Here is a 17,215-nt window from a genome sequence, read left to right on the forward strand (position 1 = left end):
TCAGGCTGCGTTCAGCACCCGGCATATCCCTCTGACAATCATCTCCACTTCCCGCTCATCAATTGTCAGCGGCGGCAGCAAGCGAATGGTTTTGCCCCGGGTCACGTTGATCAGCAGGCCATGATCCCGTGCGGTGATCAGGGTCAGGTCGCGGATCGGTTGCTTGAGTTCGATGCCGATCATCAGGCCCTGGCCGCGGATCGCCAGGACGTTCGGATTGTCGGCCAGTTCAATGCGCAATCGGGCGAGCAGGCGTTCGCCTTGCAGCTTGGCGTTTTCCCGCAGGCCTTGTGCTTCGATGATCTCCAGCACGGTGCAACCGACGCGGCAGGCCAGTGGATTGCCACCGAAGGTGCTGCCATGGCTGCCGGGGGTGAACAGCTCGGCGGCGCGCCCCCGGGCCAGGCAGGCGCCAATGGGCACACCGTTGCCCAAGCCTTTGGCCAGGGTCATGACGTCCGGGACGATGCCTTCGTGCTGGAATGCGAACCACTGGCCGGTGCGGCCGATGCCGGTCTGGATTTCGTCGAGCATCAGCAACCACGAACGCTGATTGCAGAGTTCACGTACGGCCTTGAGGTAACCGGGCGGCGCCAGCTGCACACCGCTTTCGCCCTGGATCGGCTCCATCAGGATGGCCACGATTCTGGGCCCGTGAGCTTGCTGCACCTTGTGCAGGGCTTCGAGATCGCCAAATGGCACTTTGACGAAATCCCCCGGCAATTCACTGAAACCCAGGCGTACCGCCGGGCCATCACTGGCGGACAAGGTGCCAAGGGTCCGTCCGTGAAACGCGTTCTCCATGACCACCACCAGCGGTTGTTCGATGCCCTTGTGCCAGCCGTAAAGCCGCGCGAGTTTCAGCGCAGTCTCGTTGGCCTCGGCGCCGGAGTTATTGAAAAATGCCCGGTCCATGCCCGATAGCTGCGTCAGTTTCTGCGCCAGCTGTTGTTGCCAGTCGATGCTATAGAGGTTCGACGTATGCAGCAGCAAACCCGCCTGTTCGCTGATGGCCGAGACGATTTTCGGATGAGAGTGGCCGACATTGGTGACCGCCACGCCCGCCACCGCATCCAGGTACTCGCGACCGGCCTGATCCCACAATCGCGTGCCCAGGCCTTTGGTAAAACTCAGGGCCAACGGTTGGTAGGTGGTCATCAGGCAGGCGGCGGTCATGACATCAAGCTCCATCAATGGTCGGTGTTTTTGCAGTATGGTTAGCCACCTGAGCTGGATAAACGCTGCAATACTTCAATCATTTAGAAGTCGGGCTTGATAATGGATCTGTTCCAGGCAATGACCGTTTATGTCCGGGTGGTGGAAACCGGCAGCATGACCGCCGCCGCGCTCCAGTGCGAAATGTCCACGACCATGGTCGGCAACCACCTGCGCGCCCTGGAGCAACGTCTCGGCGTGCGCTTGCTCAACCGTACGACCCGGCGCCAGCGCCTGACGGAATTTGGCACCGCGTATTACCAGCGTTGCCTCGAAGTGCTGGGGCTGGTGGCCGACTCCGAACGCCTGGCCGAGCAGGCCCTCGATGAACCGAGCGGCACCTTGCGCATCACCGCGCCACTGACGTTTGGCACCGAACGACTGGCGCCGGCACTTAGCGAATTCTCCTTGCGCTGTCCACAGGTCAAGCTTGACGTGGTGCTCACCAACGGCCGCCCGGACCTGCTGGAAAACGGTTTTGATGCGGCGATTCGCCTGGGCGCAATCGAGCCGTCCAACATGATTGCCCGCCCACTCATCGATTACACCCTGACCATGTGCGCCTCGAAGGCGTACCTGGCGCGCCGGGGCACTCCGCACAAGCCCGAAGACCTGCAACATCACGACTGCCTGGCCTTCGCCTATCCGGCCGGAGACGATTGGCACTCGGTGGAAAAACAATGGCGCCTGACCGGCCCCGAAGGCGAAGTCCTGGTTTCCGTCAGTGGGCCGATGCTGATCAACAGTTCGGCGGGTCTGCATCAAGCGGCGCGCACCGGCATGGGCATCGTGATGGTCCCCGACGCGCTGGTGGAGCAGGACCTCAAGGATGGAAAACTGGTGGCCTTGCTGCCGGATTACCGGCTGCCGAGCCGGCCCATGCATTTGGTCTACGCCCAGGATCGCTACCGTTTGCCGAAACTGCGTAGCTTCGTCGACTTCGCCGTGCAGAAGTGGGGCAAGCACTAGCGGCGTCGAGGTGCCATGGACTAATCTGCTCGACGGGCGAATGACTTCGATATCAGGACGGCAAGGAGAGCGGTGATGGGCGACGCGTCGAGTATCGAGCCGGTGAAATTCAATCTGTCGGACTTCAACGAAGACTTGCTGCACACCATTATGGAACTGGTCAGCGACGGTATTTGGGACTGGAATGCCAATACCGGTTTCGTCTACCGCAACCCCGGCTGGTACCAGATGCTCGGCTACCCGCCGCACTCACTGGAAAACACAGTGTTGACCTGGGAAACCGTGATGCATCCCGACGATTATCCGCGGGTCATGGCGTTGTTCGATGACTACCTGAGTCAACGCGCGTCCGGCTATAAGGCCGAATATCGATGCCGCAGACAGGATGGCACCTACACCTGGATCGAAGACCACGGCTATATCCTGGCACGCAATGCCGATGGTTCGGTGGCGCGGATGGTCGGGGCGCACCGCAGCATCGAAGACAAGAAACGCCTGCTCGAACAACTGGAGCGGCGCAATCACTCCCTTGAAGCCCTCGTCGAAGAACGCACCCGGGAGCTGTCCCGGGTCAATCAGCAACTGCAAATCCAGCTCGAAGAAAACCGCAAACTGGCGGAAACCGATGCCCTGACCGCCGTCGCCAATCGCTATCGCCTGGAAAAAGTCCTGCCCCAGGAATGCGACCGCGCCCAGCGCTTCCGCCAGCCGCTGTCGCTGATCGCCATGGACATCGACGACTTCAAAATCATCAACGATCACTACGGCCATGCACTGGGCGATGCAGCGTTGGTGCAAGTGGTCGACTGCCTGAAACGCTGTGTACGCGACGGTGATTTGCTGGCCCGCTGGGGTGGCGACGAATTCATCATGATTCTGCCCAACACCTCACTGGCCGGTGCCCGCGGGATCGCGGAAACCATCCGCCAGGGCCTGACGGGCTTGCTACCCGTGGGGGACTTTCAAGTCACCTTGAGTTTTGGCGTGGTCCAGCGCTTTGAAGAGGAACAACAGACCGGGCTGCTGGCCCGGGCCGATCAGGCGCTGTATCGGTCGAAGGTGATGGGCAAGAACGTGATTTCGGGATGAGCGCCGGCCTGCTTGTTCGCGATGTGCAGCCTTCGGACGTCGAATCCGTGAGGCTTTTTCTTGAGCACAATGGCTGGGCCCACCGTATCGGTTCGGCCGAGCATTTCGCGCAACTGCTCGCTAACTCCCAGCGCACGGCGCTCGCGGTAAAGGACTCGCGGATCATCGGGTTTGCCCGAGGCATTACCGACGGACTGTCCAACGGTTATCTGTCGATGGTGGTCGTGTGTGGGCAGCATCGACGTGAAGGTGTAGGTCGTGCGCTGGTCGAACATGTGATGGGTGAAAATCCGCACATCACCTGGGTTTTACGCGCCGGCCGGGAAGGTGCTCCCGCGTTTTTCTCCAGCCTGGGTTTTGAGGCATCGACCATTGCCATGGAGCGTCCGCGTAGCAAGTGACCGGCCGTATACTCGCTGAAATCAATCAACGCTAAGGATAGCCAATGACGCCCCCTCCCCTGTATCGCCGGGCCAAGCCGGACGATCTTCTGGCCATTTGCGAATTGGGCCAGCAACTCAACAGCCTTCACCACCGTGAACGACCGGACATCTATGCACCGGCCACTGAGGATTTCGCGCGGGACAGCGCTCACTGGCAACCGCACCTCGACAGCGAACATCAAGTGACCTTTCTTGCCGAACAGGCTGGCAAGGCGATTGGCTTCATCACTGTGCAAGTCACTGCGTTCAACAGCCCACTGATTCAGCACCAACAGGTGGGTCGGGTGGGCTCAGTCTGTGTTGACGACAATGCTCGTGGCCAAGGTGTTGGGCGTGCACTGATGGAGCGCGCTCAGGCCTGGGCCATAGAACAGGGCGCCACGGACCTTCGGTTGACCGTTTGGGCGTTCAACGCACCGGCTCTTCGTCTGTATGAGGAGCTGGGTTATGAAATGCGCGCCTTTGAAATGGACAAGCGCTTATAACCCGGCCTTCACCAACACCGCTTTCTCCTGATACCGATCCGGATACAGCTGCTTCAACTGCGCCACCTTCGGCATGTCGTTGATCACGATGTACGGGTACGTCGGGTGCTCGGTCAGGAAATCCTGGTGGTAATCCTCCGCCGGGTAGAAGCCGTTATAGGTTTCCAGTTTGGTGACGATGGGCTTGTTGAAGGAATGCGCGGCGTCCAGCTGGGCGATATAGGCCTGGGCGACCCGTTGCTGTTCGGGGTTCTCCGGGAAAATCGCTGAACGATACTGGGTGCCGGTATCAGGACCCTGGCGATTGAGTTCCGTGGGATTGTGGGCCACCGAGAAATAGATTTGCAGCAAGGTGCCGTAGCTGACCTGGGTCGGATCGAAGGTGACTTCAACGGACTCGGCATGTCCGGTATCACCCTCGCTGACCTTCTCGTAGTCAGCGGTGGTGGCGGCGCCCCCTGCGTAACCGGACACGGCTTTCGTCACGCCTTTGACATGCTGGAACACCCCCTGGACGCCCCAGAAACAACCGCCGGCGAAGACCGCGGTTTCGCTGTGAGCCTGGGTGGTTTCGTCAACGGTCGGTGCCGGGATGACCACGGCGTCTTCGGAAGCACCGAGAGAGAACGCCGAGCATTGGCCGATAACGCTGGCGGCTGCCAGGCCCAGCAGGGTACGACGCCAGGTGAATGGGGTTTTCATAGGGCTGACTCCTTGGAAAATGGGATCGTTATCAACCAAACGTAAAGGCATACGCCGAGACACCCGGGTCGAGAAACTCAATGCTGAAGGTGCGGTCCGAGACATCGCCGGACTGACGCACCAATTGATACAAGCGTTGTTCGGACACGCTGCCGCTACCATCGGGCGCCACGTCGGTACCGTGGGCATCGCCCGGGGCCTTGCCGTCGATCAGGACTTTGAAGCGCACCGGTTTGCCGTCAGCGCCAGGGCCCAGCACCAGATGCAGGTCACGCGCATGGAAGCGGTAGACGATGCGGCTGGCGGGTACGCTGGAGGTGGCACGCTCCGGGCCGACATTCCATTGCCCACCAAGGCTCCAGTCATTGAGGGCCAATTGTGCCGGTGGGTTGTAGGTCGCGACCTTGTCGGCCGTGAAGCCTTTTTCAGGTACGAAGTTCTCCGCACGCTGGTAGCCGACATAGGTTTCCGGAGACAGCGCTTCCTTCTTGTCCGGGGCGAGCTGCACGCCCTCGGCGCTGGCATTGATCAGGCCGTCCGCCACCTTCGTCGCCCCGGCCTCACGCAGCAGTTGCTGGATCACCCGCTCCGACTCGGCGTACTCGCCTTCGCCAAAGTGGTGATAGCGAATGCGCCCCTGAGCGTCGGCAAAGTAGTGCGCCGGCCAATACTCGTTGTTGAAGGCGCGCCAGATCTTGTAGTCGTTATCGATGGCTACCGGGTAGTTGATGCCCAGGTCCTTCATGGCCTTGGTGACGTTGCCGACATTGCGTTCGAAGGCAAACTCCGGTGCATGCACGCCGATCACCACCAGCCCCTGGTCGCGGTACTTCTCGGCCCAGGCTTTCACATAGGGCAACGTGCGCAGGCAGTTGATGCAGGAATAAGTCCAGAAATCCACCAGCACCACTTTGCCCTTCAACGCCTCGGCGGTGAGGGGTGGCGAGTTGAGCCATTGCACGGCGCCGTCCAGCGGCGGGAGGTTGCCCTCGACAGGCAGTGTGCCGGGTGTTTTGTCCGCCACTTGCAGGGCACTGCCCGACGTCGGGCTGCTCGGTGATTTACCGGCCAGTCGCCCGACCAAGGCCTGTTCGATGCCGCCCGTGGACGCCGTTGAAACCCGCGCCAGAATCCCGGTATCCAGCCCCAGAGCGATGGCCGCCACACCGGCCAGCATCAGCGCACCCAGCCCACGTCGCACCCACTCGCCAGCGCCTATCGAGCGCTTCATTGCCGCAAATACCTTGCCGCCCAGCAGCAATGCCACGGCCAATGACGTTGCCGCACCGGCGGCGTACGCCAGCAGCAACAAGGTGGTGCCGATGCTCGCCCCTTGCAGCGCCGCCCCCGTCAGTACCAACCCCAGAATCGGCCCGGCGCACGGCGCCCAGAGCAGGCCCGTGGCGACGCCGATCAGGAACGACGCACCGGGACGTGGCCGGGCATCGGCGCCCGCCACTTCCGACAATCGACTGCCGGCCGCTACCAGCGGGCGTGTGAGGCGATCCGCCAACCGGGGCAACAACAGCGTCAGCCCGAACAGCGCCACGAACACCAACGCGAGCCAGCGACCGTACTGATTGAGTTGCACCACCCAACCGCCGCCCACTGCCGCCAACGTGGCGACGAGCGCGAACGTCATGGCCATCCCCACCAGCAGCGGCAGGCCACTTTTCACAAAGGGCTGCCCGGTGCGTGCAAAGACAAACGGCAGGACCGGGAGAATGCACGGGCTGACAATCGTCAGCACACCACCGAGGTAAGAGAGAACCAGAAGCCACATAGCGTCGACCTGCATCAGGAGAAAGAAAGGAGGCGCCCGCGAATCAAGCCGCCTGTGGCTCGAAGGTCATGGCCAGGCCATTCATGCAGTAGCGTAGCCCCGTCGGTTTTGGCCCATCGTCGAAGACATGACCCAGGTGACCGCCGCAACGCCGACAGTGAACCTCTTCACGCAACACACCAAACGAGCGGTCCTGACGCGTGGCAACGGCCTTGTCCAGCGGCGCCCAGAAGCTTGGCCAACCGGTACGGCTGTCGAACTTGGTATCGGATGAAAACAACGACAGATCACACCCGGCACAGGCGAACGTGCCCGCCCGATGCTCGTTGTTCAAAGGGCTGCTATAGGCCCGCTCGGTGCCTTCTTCACGCAGGATTTCGTACTGTTCGGCACTGAGGAGGGAGCGCCATTCTCGGTCGGTGTGAGTCACCTCGAACACCTCCGCCGCATCGGCCTCGCTGATCAGCGCCGAACTCGCCGCAAATTTTGGCAATACACCGATCACCAGGGCTGCAGCCCCCAGCCCGCCGCTGGTTAAAAGAAATTGTCTGCGTGAAAACATGGCCGTCTCCAAAAATCCCAGGTACCTGTCATGGAACACAGCCTAGGCTTGGGTTGATCGCCAAATCCTCACGGGGAGTTAAACAATTCGTGATAACTGAACCCGAGGAAAACCCGCACAATGTGCCCATTCGCAGCAAAGGATTGAGCTTCATGGAACAGACCAAACGCGTCCTGGTGGTCGAGGACGACCTGCATATCGCCGACCTTATCTGCCTGCATCTGCGCGATGAGCAGTTCGAGGTGGTGCATTGCGCCGACGGGGACGAAGGCATGCGCCTGTTGCAGCAAGGAAGCTGGGACGCGCTGATCCTCGACCTGATGCTGCCCGGTGTCGACGGCCTGGAAATCTGCCGCCGCGCCCGGGCCATGGCCCGTTACACACCGATCATCATCACCAGCGCCCGCTCCAGCGAATTGCACCGCATCCTCGGTCTGGAGCTGGGCGCTGACGATTACCTGGCCAAACCGTTTTCCATGCTGGAGCTGGTGGCCCGGGTCAAGGCGCTGCTGCGACGGGTCGATGCCATGGCCCGCAACCTGAAAATGGACGCCGGCAGCCTGACCGTCGACGGCTTGTCCATCGACCCGATCACCCGCGATGTCGCCCTCGATGGCCGACGCCTGGACCTCACGCCACGGGAGTTCGACCTGCTGTATTTCTTCGCCCGCCAACCGGGCAAGGTGTTTTCGCGCATGGACCTGCTCAATGCCGTGTGGGGCTACACCCATGAAGGCTACGAGCACACGGTCAACACGCACATCAATCGCCTGCGGGCCAAGATCGAGAAAGACCCCGCACAACCGGCACGCATTCTCACGGTGTGGAGACGCGGTTACAAATTCGCCGCACCGGAGGACCAGCCATGAGATTGACCCTGACGCAGCGCCTGTCCCTGGTGTTCGCCGTGTTGCTGTTGGTGTGCTGCGGCACTTCGGCCTGGATGCAGGTGCGCGCCAACCAGATGCATGAGTTGGAAGTGGTGCAAGGGTTGTCCCGGGACCTGGCCCAGCACATCGCCCACGATACTGTGCTGATGGACGCCAAAGGCCTGATGCCCAACGCCGTGCGCGACCTGTTCAGCCAACTGATGCTGGTCAACCCGAGTGTCGAGGTCTATCTGCTCGACAGCCAGGGGCGGATTGTCGGCAGTGCCGCCCCTGAAGGGCGGATACGCCGCAATAAAGTCGATCTGCAGCCGATCCAGCATTTGCTCAAGGGCGATGCCCTGCCGATTCTTGGCGACGACCCGCGCAGCGTCGATGGCCGCAAGGTGTTCAGCGCCGCGCCGTTGCAGGTCGATGGCAAGCCGGCCGGCTATCTGTATGTGGTGTTGCTCAGTGAAGAACACGACCGCTTTGCCGAACGCGGTGCCACCAGCGCCGCGCTGAATACCGCGCTGTTGTCCATCGGCCTGGTGGCGTTGTTGTGCCTGATTGCCGGCCTCACGGCTTTTGCCCTGATCACCCGGCCGTTGCGGCGCCTGACCGAGACCGTCAGCCAGTTCGACATCGACGGCATCCCGGTCACGCCACCCACGGCAATCCCGGTGGAAAAAGCCGCCAGCCACGATGAAATTGCCGTCCTCGACGCCGCCTTCCGGCAGATGCAAACCCGCCTCAGCGAACAATGGCGTTCGCTGACCCGCCAGGACCAGGAACGCCGCGAACTGGTGGCGAACATCTCCCACGACCTGCGCACACCGCTCGCTTCGCTGCACGGTTATCTGGAAACCCTGTCGCTCAAGGACGCCACGCTGTCCTCCGCCGACCGGCGGCGCTATCTGGGCATCGCGCTTGATCAAAGCCGCAAGGTCGGTGGCCTGGCGCAATCGCTGCTGGAACTGGTGCGACTGGAACACGGTTTTGTGCAACCGGTGCTTGAGCGTTTCTCCGTAACCGATCTGGTGCAGGACATCTTCCAGAAATTCGAACTCACCGCCGAGGCGCGCCAGGTGGAACTCAAGGCCACTTTCGCCCCGAACGTTTCCGCCGCCTGCGCCGACCTCGGACTGATCGAACGGGTCCTGACCAATCTGTTCGACAACGCCCTGCGCCATACACCGCAAGGCGGAGAAATCGAACTCAGCCTGCGTCCGCAAGGTACTTTTGTCGAAATCACCATCAGCGACACCGGCCCCGGCATCGCCGCCGAACTGCGCGAAGGCCTATTCCTGCGTCCATTCAATATTGGCGGCGCACGGCGTGATGGCGGGCTGGGGCTGCGAATCGTGCATCGGATCCTGCAACTGCATGGCCGTGACATCCAGTTGGTCGATGTTCCGGGACGCGGCGCAACCTTCCGCTTTACATTGCCCGTGGACCCGCAAATGGCTGAGCAAATGGTGGTTCGCTCGATGAATCTGAATTCGCCGGGGTAATAACCGGGCGCTAGCGCTATGATCCCGGCACTCAATTTCGGCAAGGATGCTGCGTCATGTTGAACACCCTGCAAAACACCCCGCTATGGGTTTACGTGGTATTTCTGCTGCTGTGCTACGACGGCATCAAAACCCTGTCCCCCACTCGGGAAGGCAAAACTTCATGGCTGATCACGCCGACGATTCTGCTCGCCTGGTCGCTGTATTCGCTGAATCTGACGCTCAATCCACCGTTGACGCTGACTTGCTGGTTGATCGCAGTCTTGGTCGGTAGCCTCGCTGCGCTGTTGATTTTCTCGCACAAGGGCATCGAGCTGGATGATCCGCAAACCGGACTGATCCTGCCGGGCTCGCCCAAGGCACTGACGCTCTACCTCATGCTTTTTTCCGTGAACTATTACTTCGGCTATCAGGCCGAGGTGCATCCAGAACTGTCGGCGACGCTGCAGATGGTCTTGTTCAAGGCGTGTGCTTCAGGCTTTGCCACCGGGTTGTTCTGCGGCCGTACGCTCAAGTTTTACCGGGTTTTCCAATCCCTGAAGTCCGCGCCTACAGGGTGATCCGCGCACCCGGCATACTGCCCGCCCGCCTGTTGGGTCGTGACAACGCGGCTCAGGTCCAATAGATTAGGCGGCCTGAAAAGGCCCAGCGCTTTCTCGCCTCAACTCAAGTTAAAAGAAGTAGTGAAATTTCAATGTCCGATTCCAACACCGCTGAATCCGTAGTCACCTTGTCGTCCAAAGCGGAATACGAAAACTCCATCAATCTTTCACAGCATGTGCCCCAGGCCAAGACCATCAGCGAAATGGTGCTGGATGCTTTCCAGTCCACTCGCGAAAGCGACCAGATCCGCGAGCTGCGCGCTGCGATCCGCCACGCTCACGACAGCTTCGACGACGATAAAGCCTACGAACTGATGGGCGAACTCAAGCAACTCAAGGACGCCGAGGCTTCCGACATTGCCGCCCTGGAAGACCTGAGCAGCAAATTCCCGATCAGCCGCATTCTGTCCAGCTTCAAGGACGACCCGGCGTTTCAGGAAATCGTCTATGGCCTGGCGCTGAAGGTGCTGAATCAGACCCATCAAGCCATCAGCAACCCGAGCAGCGGCAAGAGCAAGACCGCCAGGGCGAAGAAGGAAGTCGAAGTGTTCACCATCAGCAAGGATGGCGTGAACGTCACCCTGCCGTTGCGCACACCGCGCTCACGCCTGAATGTTGACCGTGAAGCCCTGGAGTTCCTCGGTTTCACCTTTGTCGGCGAAGGTGAGGAAGCGGAACTGGAAAGCGAGACTTTCCTGGACAATGCCGGGACTGAACAAGCGGTCAACCGCAAGAACATCATCACCGCGCTGCAACAGCAAACCGCGTTCGAGGGTTACAGCATCTCCGCGCAGTAATACACCCTGGCGGTACTGCAAAACTTAAAGCCCCGCGCTGAGGCTCAGCGCGGGGCTTTTTGTTGTCCGAAACGCTGTCAAAGCGCTGGAGGACGCAAGGCAACAATCATGTCCAGCTCCACTGCCGCGTTTTTCGACAATTGATAAACACCGATCGTCACTCGTGTATGTTTTCCGGCATCACCCAATACATGCCTGAATACATCCGACGCGCCGTTGGCCACTTCGCTCAGGTCAGCAAAGTCCGCCGTCGACTTTATGTACACCGTGATGCGCAACAGCGACTTGATTTTATCCAGTGAGCCGATAGTTTCGACAACCAATGCCAGGCCACGCATCGCACAAATGCTGGCGGCAACTTGAGCATCGGCCAGGGTCAACTCAAGGCCCACTCTGCCCGGGTACTGAACCTTGCCATGCTTAAGCGGTATCAGCCCGCTGACATACAGTTCATTGTTGTGCCGAACCAGTGGCTCGAAATGCCAACCGGTGGTGCTTTCGCCATAGATGTCGTAGCCAAGCTCAGCAGCCAGGGCGATGAAGCGTTCATCGCACGTCATGTGGTCAGTCATTTCCCCCTACCTACCCCTTTGTATCAATCCATTAACAATCCAACTTCTGACAGATTAGCCCAAGGCAGGTCTTTACCACGACATTGAATGAAAAAGCCCCGCGCTTCTTGCAAAGGCGGGGCGTTTTAACGGCTGATTTCATTCACAACGTAGGTTGCAAGGCGACGATCATGTCCACTTCTACCGGGGCATTTTTCGGCAACTGATAAACGCCGACCGTGGTTCGGGTATGTTTGCCGGCATCGCCCAGCACGTGGGTAAAGACATCCGAGGCACCGTTGGCCACTTCACTCAGATCAACGAAATCAAACGTGGATTTGACATAGACAGTGACGCGAATCAGTGACTTGAGCTTATCCAGTGAACCGACGGCATCCATGATCAGTGCCAGTGCGCGGATGGCACTGATGCTGGCGGCGGCCTGGGCATCCGCGAGGTTGAGTTCCAGCCCAACCCGGCCGGGGTACTGGATTTTGCCGTTCATTCGCGGCACCAGGCCACTGACGTACAGTTCATCACCATGGCGGATCAGCGGGGAGTAATGGCCGCCGACGGTGTTCTCGTCGTAGAGGTCGAAGCCGTGCTCCCTGGCCAGCTCGATAAAGCGTTCATCACGGGTGGTTGGCTTGTTCATCGCGGCACCTTCTTGATCATTCAGGCAAAACACGCCGTCGAGGGTAAGCACAGACGCTTGCCTTGAGCAGGGCAAGTTCGGATAGAATCCAGCGAACTTTACTGCCAGGGAGACCAGTAAAATGCAGGCTCAACGCGCCGTGATTGCGGCCATCGAGTTCCAGCCGGGCGTGCCGCTGGTGCAGCAGATCGTCGATCAATTGTCGATCGCCATTAGCCAGGGAGGGCTGCCCCACGGCGCAAAGTTGCCGCCGATCCGCGAACTGGCCGAGCTGTTGAACGTCGGAAAATCCACGGTGGTCGACGCCCTCGATCACCTGCGCGCCAAAGGCCTGGTGGTGTCGCGCCAGGGTTCGGGGCATTACGTACACCGTTCCAGCACAACCATCCCGAGCGAAGCCGGCCCGGACCTGCTGCCCCAGGACACCCTCAGCGTGGTACGCCGCGCCGTGCTGGTGGATAACGGCGCCCTGCGCCCCGGTTGCGGATTCCTGCCCTCCTCCTGGCTACCCGCCGAAGAATTGCTCAAAGCCGTACGCGGCACCCTGCGCGCCACCGCCCTGCGCATGGGCGAATACGGCGTAGTGGGCGGTTACCTGCCGCTGCGCCAGGCGTTGCGGGTCAAACTGTCGTCCTTCGGCATCGAAGTACCGGTGGAACAGATCATCACCACCTCCAACACCATGCAAGCCATCGACCTGCTGATGCGCCTGTTGCTCAAACCCGGTGACACGGTGCTGCTCGACGATCCGTGCTACTTCAACCTGCACACCAACCTCGCGCTGCATGGCGCCCACGTCATCACCGTCCCCCGCCATTGTGACGGCCTGGACCTCGACGCCTTCGAGCAACAGGTGATCGCCCACAAGCCCGTGCTCTACATGACCAACAGCACGCTGCATAACCCGACCGGGCACTCGTTCTCCCCGGCCCAGGCTTATCGTTTGCTGGAGTTGAGTCATCGGCATGGTTTCCACATTGTCGAAGACGATTTGTATGGCGACCTGCAACAACGCCGGACACCGCGCCTGGCGGCGAGCGGGCTGGAGAATGTGAGTTATGTGTCAGGGTTCTCCAAGACCCTGACCGCCAATAGTCGGGTCAGTTATGCCGTGCTGTCACCGCCCCTGGCGGCGCGACTGATCGCGCTGAAAATGGCCTGCGGTGGCGTGACCTCGGAGTTCGCGGAGCAGATTACCTGCACGATGCTCAGCAATGGCAGCTATGCCAAGCATGTGCGGCGCACGGTGGATCGATTGTATGAGTCAAGCAGTCGGGTGGCGCGCTGGTTGGTCGAGGCCGGGTGTTCGGTGTCATCCCTGCCCGGTGAAGGCTTGTTTATCTGGACGCGATTGCCCGAAGGGCTGCACGCCGAAACACTGGCGCGCAAAGGTCTGGAAACCGACCTCGTCTTGGCACCTGGCACCTTGCTCAGCAAAGCGCCTGATGCCAGCCGATTCCTGCGATTTAACGTGGCACACAGCGATCAACCTCAAGTGCGTGAGCGATTCTTCCGCCTGCTCGACACACCTCACGAATAATCGATCGCACTCACCATAGGGACTGCGCCTGACTGGCATTTGCTGATCACATCAAGTCCCGTCCTGAACGAAAAGCCCCGCTCTTCTCTCGAAGGCAGGGCTCTTGTCATGCAGCCGACTTTCAGGAAATCGTTGAACGCTGCTCAGCCTCATAATGCCGTGTCTGAAACGGCATGAGGGTTTGAGCCTTTAAGCCAAGGCCTTCACTTAACCCCCAGGAATCGGCAAGTTCATCACGACGCAGGCGAAGTGGAGTGACTGCTTGAAGCTTCACATCTTGCTTGGAAGTCGTGAACGCAAAAAGCTCCAGCACGTTGAAGGTTTCCAGCACGCGGCTATCAGACACACACGCAAAACGGGTGAAACGCTCGAGCAGGTAGCCTGCACGACGAACCTCGATCTCAGCAGAATGACGACTCAAAAATGCTGTGACTTCACTTTCAAGGTTCGCGTTCGTGTACCAAACAGCCTTGGCCGCACTGACAAGCGCAGCATCATCTGCCTGATTCAAAGGGCTTTTGACCAGCGTGTCCAAAGCGGCTGAGAGGACGTGGCCGTTACGGGGCTTCGTCATCTGTATTCTCCAGATATTCTTGCAAAATACTGTCGAGGACAGAGCTTGGTGGCTCTTTATTGCCAACATATACATCAATCGCCTGCAATGCCAGTCGACGGAGTTCGGTGGTCAGTATGAAACCACTCCTGAGAAGCGCCCTGATATCGCCAATGTCCTGATCCGTAGCCCTGCCCAATTTTGAAATGGCAATGTCGATAGGCGCTGCAATATGAACATGCAGAGGAGACTCAATCGAAAACTCGGCAAGCGGCAGACTCCGCTCCCAATAGTCCTCGTGAATTGGACCAAAGCTTGTGTTGTATTGAAGGTCGTAGTTCAGTTCCATCAATCGACCGGATCGTTCATCGACGAATGGCTCGGGCATCTCTGCCAGCATTGATTGAAGGTGCAGGCCTTTGGGGACATTAGCCTCGTAAACCTCGGCATCGACATCCGTGGAAACACGGTGACTTGTATAGAGATGAACGGCGCATCCACCGAACACGATAAATTTGACAGCTCCCGCCTCTGCGTCCTCAAGGACCAGTTCCGCTTCGACAGATTTGAACATGGAAACCAACGCCTGCCCCAACGTTGTGTTCGTATTCACGCGGGGAATGATTACATCCGGCAACTCCATGTTCGAACCTCTAACCTGCTGTGAAATAGCAACGCCTGTGATGACGTAACGGCGAAGCGCCTGGCAGCAATTGCAGCTGGATTGGCGACATCCCGAAGGTTAGGCAGACGACTTCCGACCGACAACCTGAAAGCTTTGTAGGAGGTTTCCGCTGTGTGAGTGGGCAATGGTCTATGGGCTTGCCCCCGTTTGAGTGCGAAGCACTCCCCTGTATGTCATCAGGCACACCTCATGAACAGGTTTTACGACTGCTGCGCAGCCGGACGGGAGCAAGCTCCCTCGCCACAGAGGCGGAGTCGATCAATAAAATTGGGCAACGAATCCCCAATAAAAAACCCCGCTCTCCTCTCGAAGGGCGGGGCTTTTCGTACAGCGTCTAAACCTTACGGCGCATAAGTCAGCAACAGCTCACTCGGCACTTTGAAGTCCAGCGACATCATGACGCTCAACGCGGTAATGGTGAAGATCGAGAACACGAACAGCTTACGTGCCCAGACCGTGTCATCCACTGCCTTGTAGCCGGTCCAGGCCATGTACAACCAGTACATGCCCATGGCCGCGGCGACGGCGAGGTAGCTCATGCCGGCGTAACCGCTGAAGGTCAGCATCAAGGTCGCGATCAGGAAGGCCAGGATGTAGAGCAGGATGTGCTTCTTCGCTACTTGAATCCCGCGCTTCACTGGCAACACCGGAATCGATGCGGCCAGGTAATCGTTGAAGCGGAAGATTGCGATGGCGTAGGAATGCGGCATCTGCCACAGGCTGAACATCACCAGCAACGTCAGCGCGGCCATGTCGAAGCTGTTGGTCACGGCAACGTAACCAATCACCGGCGGCATGGCGCCCGACAGACTGCCCACCAGCGTGCCGTGAACCGACTTGCGCTTGAGGTACAGGCTGTAGAAGCCGACGTAGATGACAAAACCGATCACCGCGAACAGCGCGGCCAACGGGTTGGCCACCTTGTACAACAGTGCAACGCCGGCGATGCCGAGGACGGTCGCGTAGATCAGGGCCAGTTTCAGGGAGATCAAGCCCTGGACCAGCACCCGGTTCTTGGTGCGTTCCATCTTCAGGTCGATGTCGCGGTCGATGCAGTTGTTGAACACGCAACCGGAAGCCACCACCAGGGACGTGCCGATCATGGCGGCCAGGAAGATGGCCAGATCGACATGCCCTTTCGAGGCCAGGAAAAATCCGCCCGCCACAGAAAGCACGTTACCGAAAATGATCCCCGGTTTGGTGATTTGGATAAAGTGCTTAAAGGACATCCGGACTTTCCTCAGTGCGCCATCATGACGGTGTGGATGCTGAACATGATCCACAGCGACAAGCCAACCAGCAGGACGATCACCATCGCAGCGAACACAAACGCGATCACGTTATTGCGCTGGGCGGCGGAGCGGTCCAGGTGGAGGAAGTACACCAGGTGAACCAGCACCTGGATCACGGCGAAGGCCAGTACGATCCACAGCGTCCAGACTTTCGGCAGCGATGGGTACATCACCAGGCCGAACGGAATGATCGTCAGGATCACCGACAGGATGAAGCCGATGGCGTAGGACTTTACGCTGCCATGACCGGCGTCGTGGCTATCGTGGGAATGTGCATTAGCCATTACAGGGTCCCCATCAGGTAAACAACGGTGAATACGCAGATCCAGACCACGTCCAGGAAGTGCCAGAACAGGCTCAGGCAGCTCAGGCGGGTCTTGTTGGTCGACGTCAGGCCGTGCTTGTTGACCTGATACATCATGATCGCCATCCAGATCAGACCGCTGGTCACGTGCAGACCGTGGGTGCCGACCAGGGTGAAGAACCCGGATAGGAAGCCGCTGCGGTTAGGACCGTAGCCTTCGGAGATCAGCATGTGGAACTCGTTGATCTCCATGCCGATGAAGCCCAGGCCGAACAGGAAGGTGATGGCCAACCAGCCCAACACTGCCTTCTTGTTGCCCTTGAACAACGCCAGCATGGCGAAGCCGTAGGTGATCGAGCTGAGCAACAGGCAGGCGGTTTCGCCCAGCACGTATGGCAGCTCGAAGATGTCGTGGCCCGACGGGCCACCCGCTACGTTGTTAACCAGTACCGCGTACACCGCGAAGATCGACGCAAACAAAATGCAGTCGGTCATCAGGTAGAGCCAGAAACCGAATACGGTCATCTCGCCCGAGTCGTGGTGATGGTCATCGTGCCCATGTCCATCGACATGGACGTGTCCAGCATTGGTCACTAAGTTCGACATGG

20 protein-coding genes are annotated in these 17,215 nt (G+C 59.5%); 9 read left to right on the forward strand and 11 right to left on the reverse strand.

Annotated features, from left to right (window positions below):
* Complete coding sequence (locus ACY4LX_RS27855; RefSeq protein ID WP_463258423.1) at positions 1-1,176, reverse strand: acetylornithine/succinylornithine family transaminase; 1,176 nt, start codon at positions 1,174-1,176, stop codon at positions 1-3.
* A gap of 102 nt (positions 1,177-1,278) precedes the next feature.
* On the opposite strand from ACY4LX_RS27855, the gene ACY4LX_RS27860 reads away from it, so the two are divergent.
* The 4 genes from ACY4LX_RS27860 to ACY4LX_RS27875 all read left to right on the forward strand — a co-directional run bounded on the left by ACY4LX_RS27860 (position 1,279) and on the right by ACY4LX_RS27875 (position 4,201).
* Complete coding sequence (locus ACY4LX_RS27860; RefSeq protein WP_463258424.1) at positions 1,279-2,184, forward strand: LysR family transcriptional regulator; 906 nt, start codon at positions 1,279-1,281, stop codon at positions 2,182-2,184.
* A gap of 75 nt (positions 2,185-2,259) precedes the next feature.
* Entirely contained in the window at positions 2,260-3,273 is a 1,014-nt protein-coding gene (locus tag ACY4LX_RS27865; RefSeq protein ID WP_149658126.1) for a sensor domain-containing diguanylate cyclase, read from the forward strand.
* Complete coding sequence (locus ACY4LX_RS27870; protein ID WP_463258425.1) at positions 3,270-3,674, forward strand: GNAT family N-acetyltransferase; 405 nt, start codon at positions 3,270-3,272, stop codon at positions 3,672-3,674. Before ACY4LX_RS27865 ends, ACY4LX_RS27870 begins: the two co-directional genes overlap by 4 nt.
* Before the next feature lie 44 nt (positions 3,675-3,718).
* Positions 3,719-4,201, forward strand: coding sequence for an N-acetyltransferase family protein (locus tag ACY4LX_RS27875; RefSeq protein WP_463258426.1), 483 nt, complete (start codon positions 3,719-3,721; stop codon positions 4,199-4,201).
* On the opposite strand, the gene msrA is transcribed toward ACY4LX_RS27875, so the two are convergent.
* The 3 genes from msrA to msrB are packed head-to-tail and all read right to left on the reverse strand — an operon-like array spanning position 4,196 to position 7,248.
* A complete protein-coding gene (gene msrA / locus ACY4LX_RS27880) occupies positions 4,196-4,903 on the reverse strand; it encodes a peptide-methionine (S)-S-oxide reductase MsrA (RefSeq protein ID WP_149658129.1) in 708 nt (235 codons plus the stop codon). The genes ACY4LX_RS27875 and msrA overlap by 6 nt on opposite strands.
* A gap of 31 nt (positions 4,904-4,934) precedes the next feature.
* Positions 4,935-6,686 (reverse strand): cytochrome c biogenesis protein DipZ, encoded by a 1,752-nt coding sequence (locus ACY4LX_RS27885; RefSeq protein ID WP_149658130.1) that lies wholly within the window; start codon positions 6,684-6,686, stop codon positions 4,935-4,937.
* 43 nt (positions 6,687-6,729) lie between these two features.
* Complete coding sequence (gene msrB, locus ACY4LX_RS27890; RefSeq protein WP_149658131.1) at positions 6,730-7,248, reverse strand: peptide-methionine (R)-S-oxide reductase MsrB; 519 nt, start codon at positions 7,246-7,248, stop codon at positions 6,730-6,732.
* 152 nt (positions 7,249-7,400) lie between these two features.
* On the opposite strand from msrB, the gene ACY4LX_RS27895 reads away from it, so the two are divergent.
* The 4 genes from ACY4LX_RS27895 to ACY4LX_RS27910 all read left to right on the forward strand — a co-directional run bounded on the left by ACY4LX_RS27895 (position 7,401) and on the right by ACY4LX_RS27910 (position 11,027).
* Positions 7,401-8,117, forward strand: a complete 717-nt coding sequence (locus tag ACY4LX_RS27895; RefSeq protein ID WP_149658132.1) for a response regulator transcription factor — start codon at positions 7,401-7,403, stop codon at positions 8,115-8,117.
* A complete protein-coding gene (locus ACY4LX_RS27900; RefSeq protein ID WP_149658133.1) occupies positions 8,114-9,628 on the forward strand; it encodes a sensor histidine kinase in 1,515 nt (504 codons plus the stop codon). Before ACY4LX_RS27895 ends, ACY4LX_RS27900 begins: the two co-directional genes overlap by 4 nt.
* 56 nt (positions 9,629-9,684) lie before the next feature.
* Positions 9,685-10,188, forward strand: a complete 504-nt coding sequence (locus tag ACY4LX_RS27905; protein WP_463258427.1) for a DUF6622 family protein — start codon at positions 9,685-9,687, stop codon at positions 10,186-10,188.
* A gap of 134 nt (positions 10,189-10,322) precedes the next feature.
* Entirely contained in the window at positions 10,323-11,027 is a 705-nt protein-coding gene (locus tag ACY4LX_RS27910; RefSeq protein WP_149658135.1) for a hypothetical protein, read from the forward strand.
* Between the two features lie 77 nt (positions 11,028-11,104).
* On the opposite strand, the gene ACY4LX_RS27915 is transcribed toward ACY4LX_RS27910, so the two are convergent.
* Entirely contained in the window at positions 11,105-11,599 is a 495-nt protein-coding gene (locus ACY4LX_RS27915; RefSeq protein ID WP_149658136.1) for a RidA family protein, read from the reverse strand.
* A 142-nt stretch (positions 11,600-11,741) separates the two neighbouring features.
* Positions 11,742-12,233, reverse strand: coding sequence for a RidA family protein (locus tag ACY4LX_RS27920; RefSeq protein ID WP_149658137.1), 492 nt, complete (start codon positions 12,231-12,233; stop codon positions 11,742-11,744).
* Positions 12,234-12,354: 121 nt separating this feature from the next.
* Here ACY4LX_RS27920 and ACY4LX_RS27925 point away from each other — a divergent pair, with 121 nt between their 5' ends.
* Positions 12,355-13,773, forward strand: coding sequence for an aminotransferase-like domain-containing protein (locus ACY4LX_RS27925; protein ID WP_463258428.1), 1,419 nt, complete (start codon positions 12,355-12,357; stop codon positions 13,771-13,773).
* 121 nt (positions 13,774-13,894) lie between these two features.
* Here the strand turns inward: ACY4LX_RS27925 and ACY4LX_RS27930 are convergent, their stop codons facing one another.
* The 5 genes from ACY4LX_RS27930 to ACY4LX_RS27950 form a co-directional block, all read right to left on the reverse strand.
* Entirely contained in the window at positions 13,895-14,347 is a 453-nt protein-coding gene (locus ACY4LX_RS27930; protein WP_149658139.1) for a hypothetical protein, read from the reverse strand.
* A complete protein-coding gene (locus tag ACY4LX_RS27935) occupies positions 14,331-14,969 on the reverse strand; it encodes a DUF6036 family nucleotidyltransferase (protein ID WP_463258429.1) in 639 nt (212 codons plus the stop codon). Before ACY4LX_RS27935 ends, ACY4LX_RS27930 begins: the two co-directional genes overlap by 17 nt.
* Positions 14,970-15,352: 383 nt before the next feature.
* A complete protein-coding gene (cyoE, locus tag ACY4LX_RS27940; RefSeq protein WP_149658140.1) occupies positions 15,353-16,240 on the reverse strand; it encodes a heme o synthase in 888 nt (295 codons plus the stop codon).
* Between the two features lie 11 nt (positions 16,241-16,251).
* The gene (cyoD, locus tag ACY4LX_RS27945) at positions 16,252-16,587 is read right to left on the reverse strand and encodes a cytochrome o ubiquinol oxidase subunit IV (RefSeq protein ID WP_054045505.1); all 336 of its coding nucleotides are present in this window, start codon (positions 16,585-16,587) and stop codon (positions 16,252-16,254) included.
* The gene (locus ACY4LX_RS27950) at positions 16,587-17,213 is read right to left on the reverse strand and encodes a cytochrome o ubiquinol oxidase subunit III (RefSeq protein ID WP_133840526.1); all 627 of its coding nucleotides are present in this window, start codon (positions 17,211-17,213) and stop codon (positions 16,587-16,589) included. Before ACY4LX_RS27950 ends, cyoD begins: the two co-directional genes overlap by 1 nt.
* Between the last annotated feature and the right edge of the window lie 2 nt (positions 17,214-17,215).

The sequence above is a fragment of the Pseudomonas sp. Emmai genome (assembly GCF_055179735.1).

What these genes read in the sequence shown, in the direction of transcription:
- ACY4LX_RS27860 (WP_463258424.1), top strand. Translation starts at nt 1,279, where the DNA reads ATGGATCTGTTCCAGGCAATGACCGTTTATGTCCGGGTGGTGGAAACC.
- ACY4LX_RS27920 (WP_149658137.1), bottom strand. Translation starts at nt 12,233, where the DNA reads ATGAACAAGCCAACCACCCGTGATGAACGCTTTATCGAGCTGGCCAGG.
- ACY4LX_RS27855 (WP_463258423.1), bottom strand. Translation starts at nt 1,176, where the DNA reads ATGACCGCCGCCTGCCTGATGACCACCTACCAACCGTTGGCCCTGAGT.
- ACY4LX_RS27950 (WP_133840526.1), bottom strand. Translation starts at nt 17,213, where the DNA reads ATGTCGAACTTAGTGACCAATGCTGGACACGTCCATGTCGATGGACAT.
- msrA (WP_149658129.1), bottom strand. Translation starts at nt 4,903, where the DNA reads ATGAAAACCCCATTCACCTGGCGTCGTACCCTGCTGGGCCTGGCAGCC.
- cyoE (WP_149658140.1), bottom strand. Translation starts at nt 16,240, where the DNA reads ATGTCCTTTAAGCACTTTATCCAAATCACCAAACCGGGGATCATTTTC.
- ACY4LX_RS27930 (WP_149658139.1), bottom strand. Translation starts at nt 14,347, where the DNA reads ATGACGAAGCCCCGTAACGGCCACGTCCTCTCAGCCGCTTTGGACACG.
- ACY4LX_RS27895 (WP_149658132.1), top strand. Translation starts at nt 7,401, where the DNA reads ATGGAACAGACCAAACGCGTCCTGGTGGTCGAGGACGACCTGCATATC.
- ACY4LX_RS27905 (WP_463258427.1), top strand. Translation starts at nt 9,685, where the DNA reads ATGTTGAACACCCTGCAAAACACCCCGCTATGGGTTTACGTGGTATTT.
- ACY4LX_RS27915 (WP_149658136.1), bottom strand. Translation starts at nt 11,599, where the DNA reads ATGACTGACCACATGACGTGCGATGAACGCTTCATCGCCCTGGCTGCT.
- ACY4LX_RS27910 (WP_149658135.1), top strand. Translation starts at nt 10,323, where the DNA reads ATGTCCGATTCCAACACCGCTGAATCCGTAGTCACCTTGTCGTCCAAA.
- ACY4LX_RS27900 (WP_149658133.1), top strand. Translation starts at nt 8,114, where the DNA reads ATGAGATTGACCCTGACGCAGCGCCTGTCCCTGGTGTTCGCCGTGTTG.
- ACY4LX_RS27935 (WP_463258429.1), bottom strand. Translation starts at nt 14,969, where the DNA reads ATGGAGTTGCCGGATGTAATCATTCCCCGCGTGAATACGAACACAACG.
- ACY4LX_RS27885 (WP_149658130.1), bottom strand. Translation starts at nt 6,686, where the DNA reads ATGTGGCTTCTGGTTCTCTCTTACCTCGGTGGTGTGCTGACGATTGTC.
- msrB (WP_149658131.1), bottom strand. Translation starts at nt 7,248, where the DNA reads ATGTTTTCACGCAGACAATTTCTTTTAACCAGCGGCGGGCTGGGGGCT.
- cyoD (WP_054045505.1), bottom strand. Translation starts at nt 16,587, where the DNA reads ATGGCTAATGCACATTCCCACGATAGCCACGACGCCGGTCATGGCAGC.
- ACY4LX_RS27925 (WP_463258428.1), top strand. Translation starts at nt 12,355, where the DNA reads ATGCAGGCTCAACGCGCCGTGATTGCGGCCATCGAGTTCCAGCCGGGC.
- ACY4LX_RS27875 (WP_463258426.1), top strand. Translation starts at nt 3,719, where the DNA reads ATGACGCCCCCTCCCCTGTATCGCCGGGCCAAGCCGGACGATCTTCTG.
- ACY4LX_RS27865 (WP_149658126.1), top strand. Translation starts at nt 2,260, where the DNA reads ATGGGCGACGCGTCGAGTATCGAGCCGGTGAAATTCAATCTGTCGGAC.
- ACY4LX_RS27870 (WP_463258425.1), top strand. Translation starts at nt 3,270, where the DNA reads ATGAGCGCCGGCCTGCTTGTTCGCGATGTGCAGCCTTCGGACGTCGAA.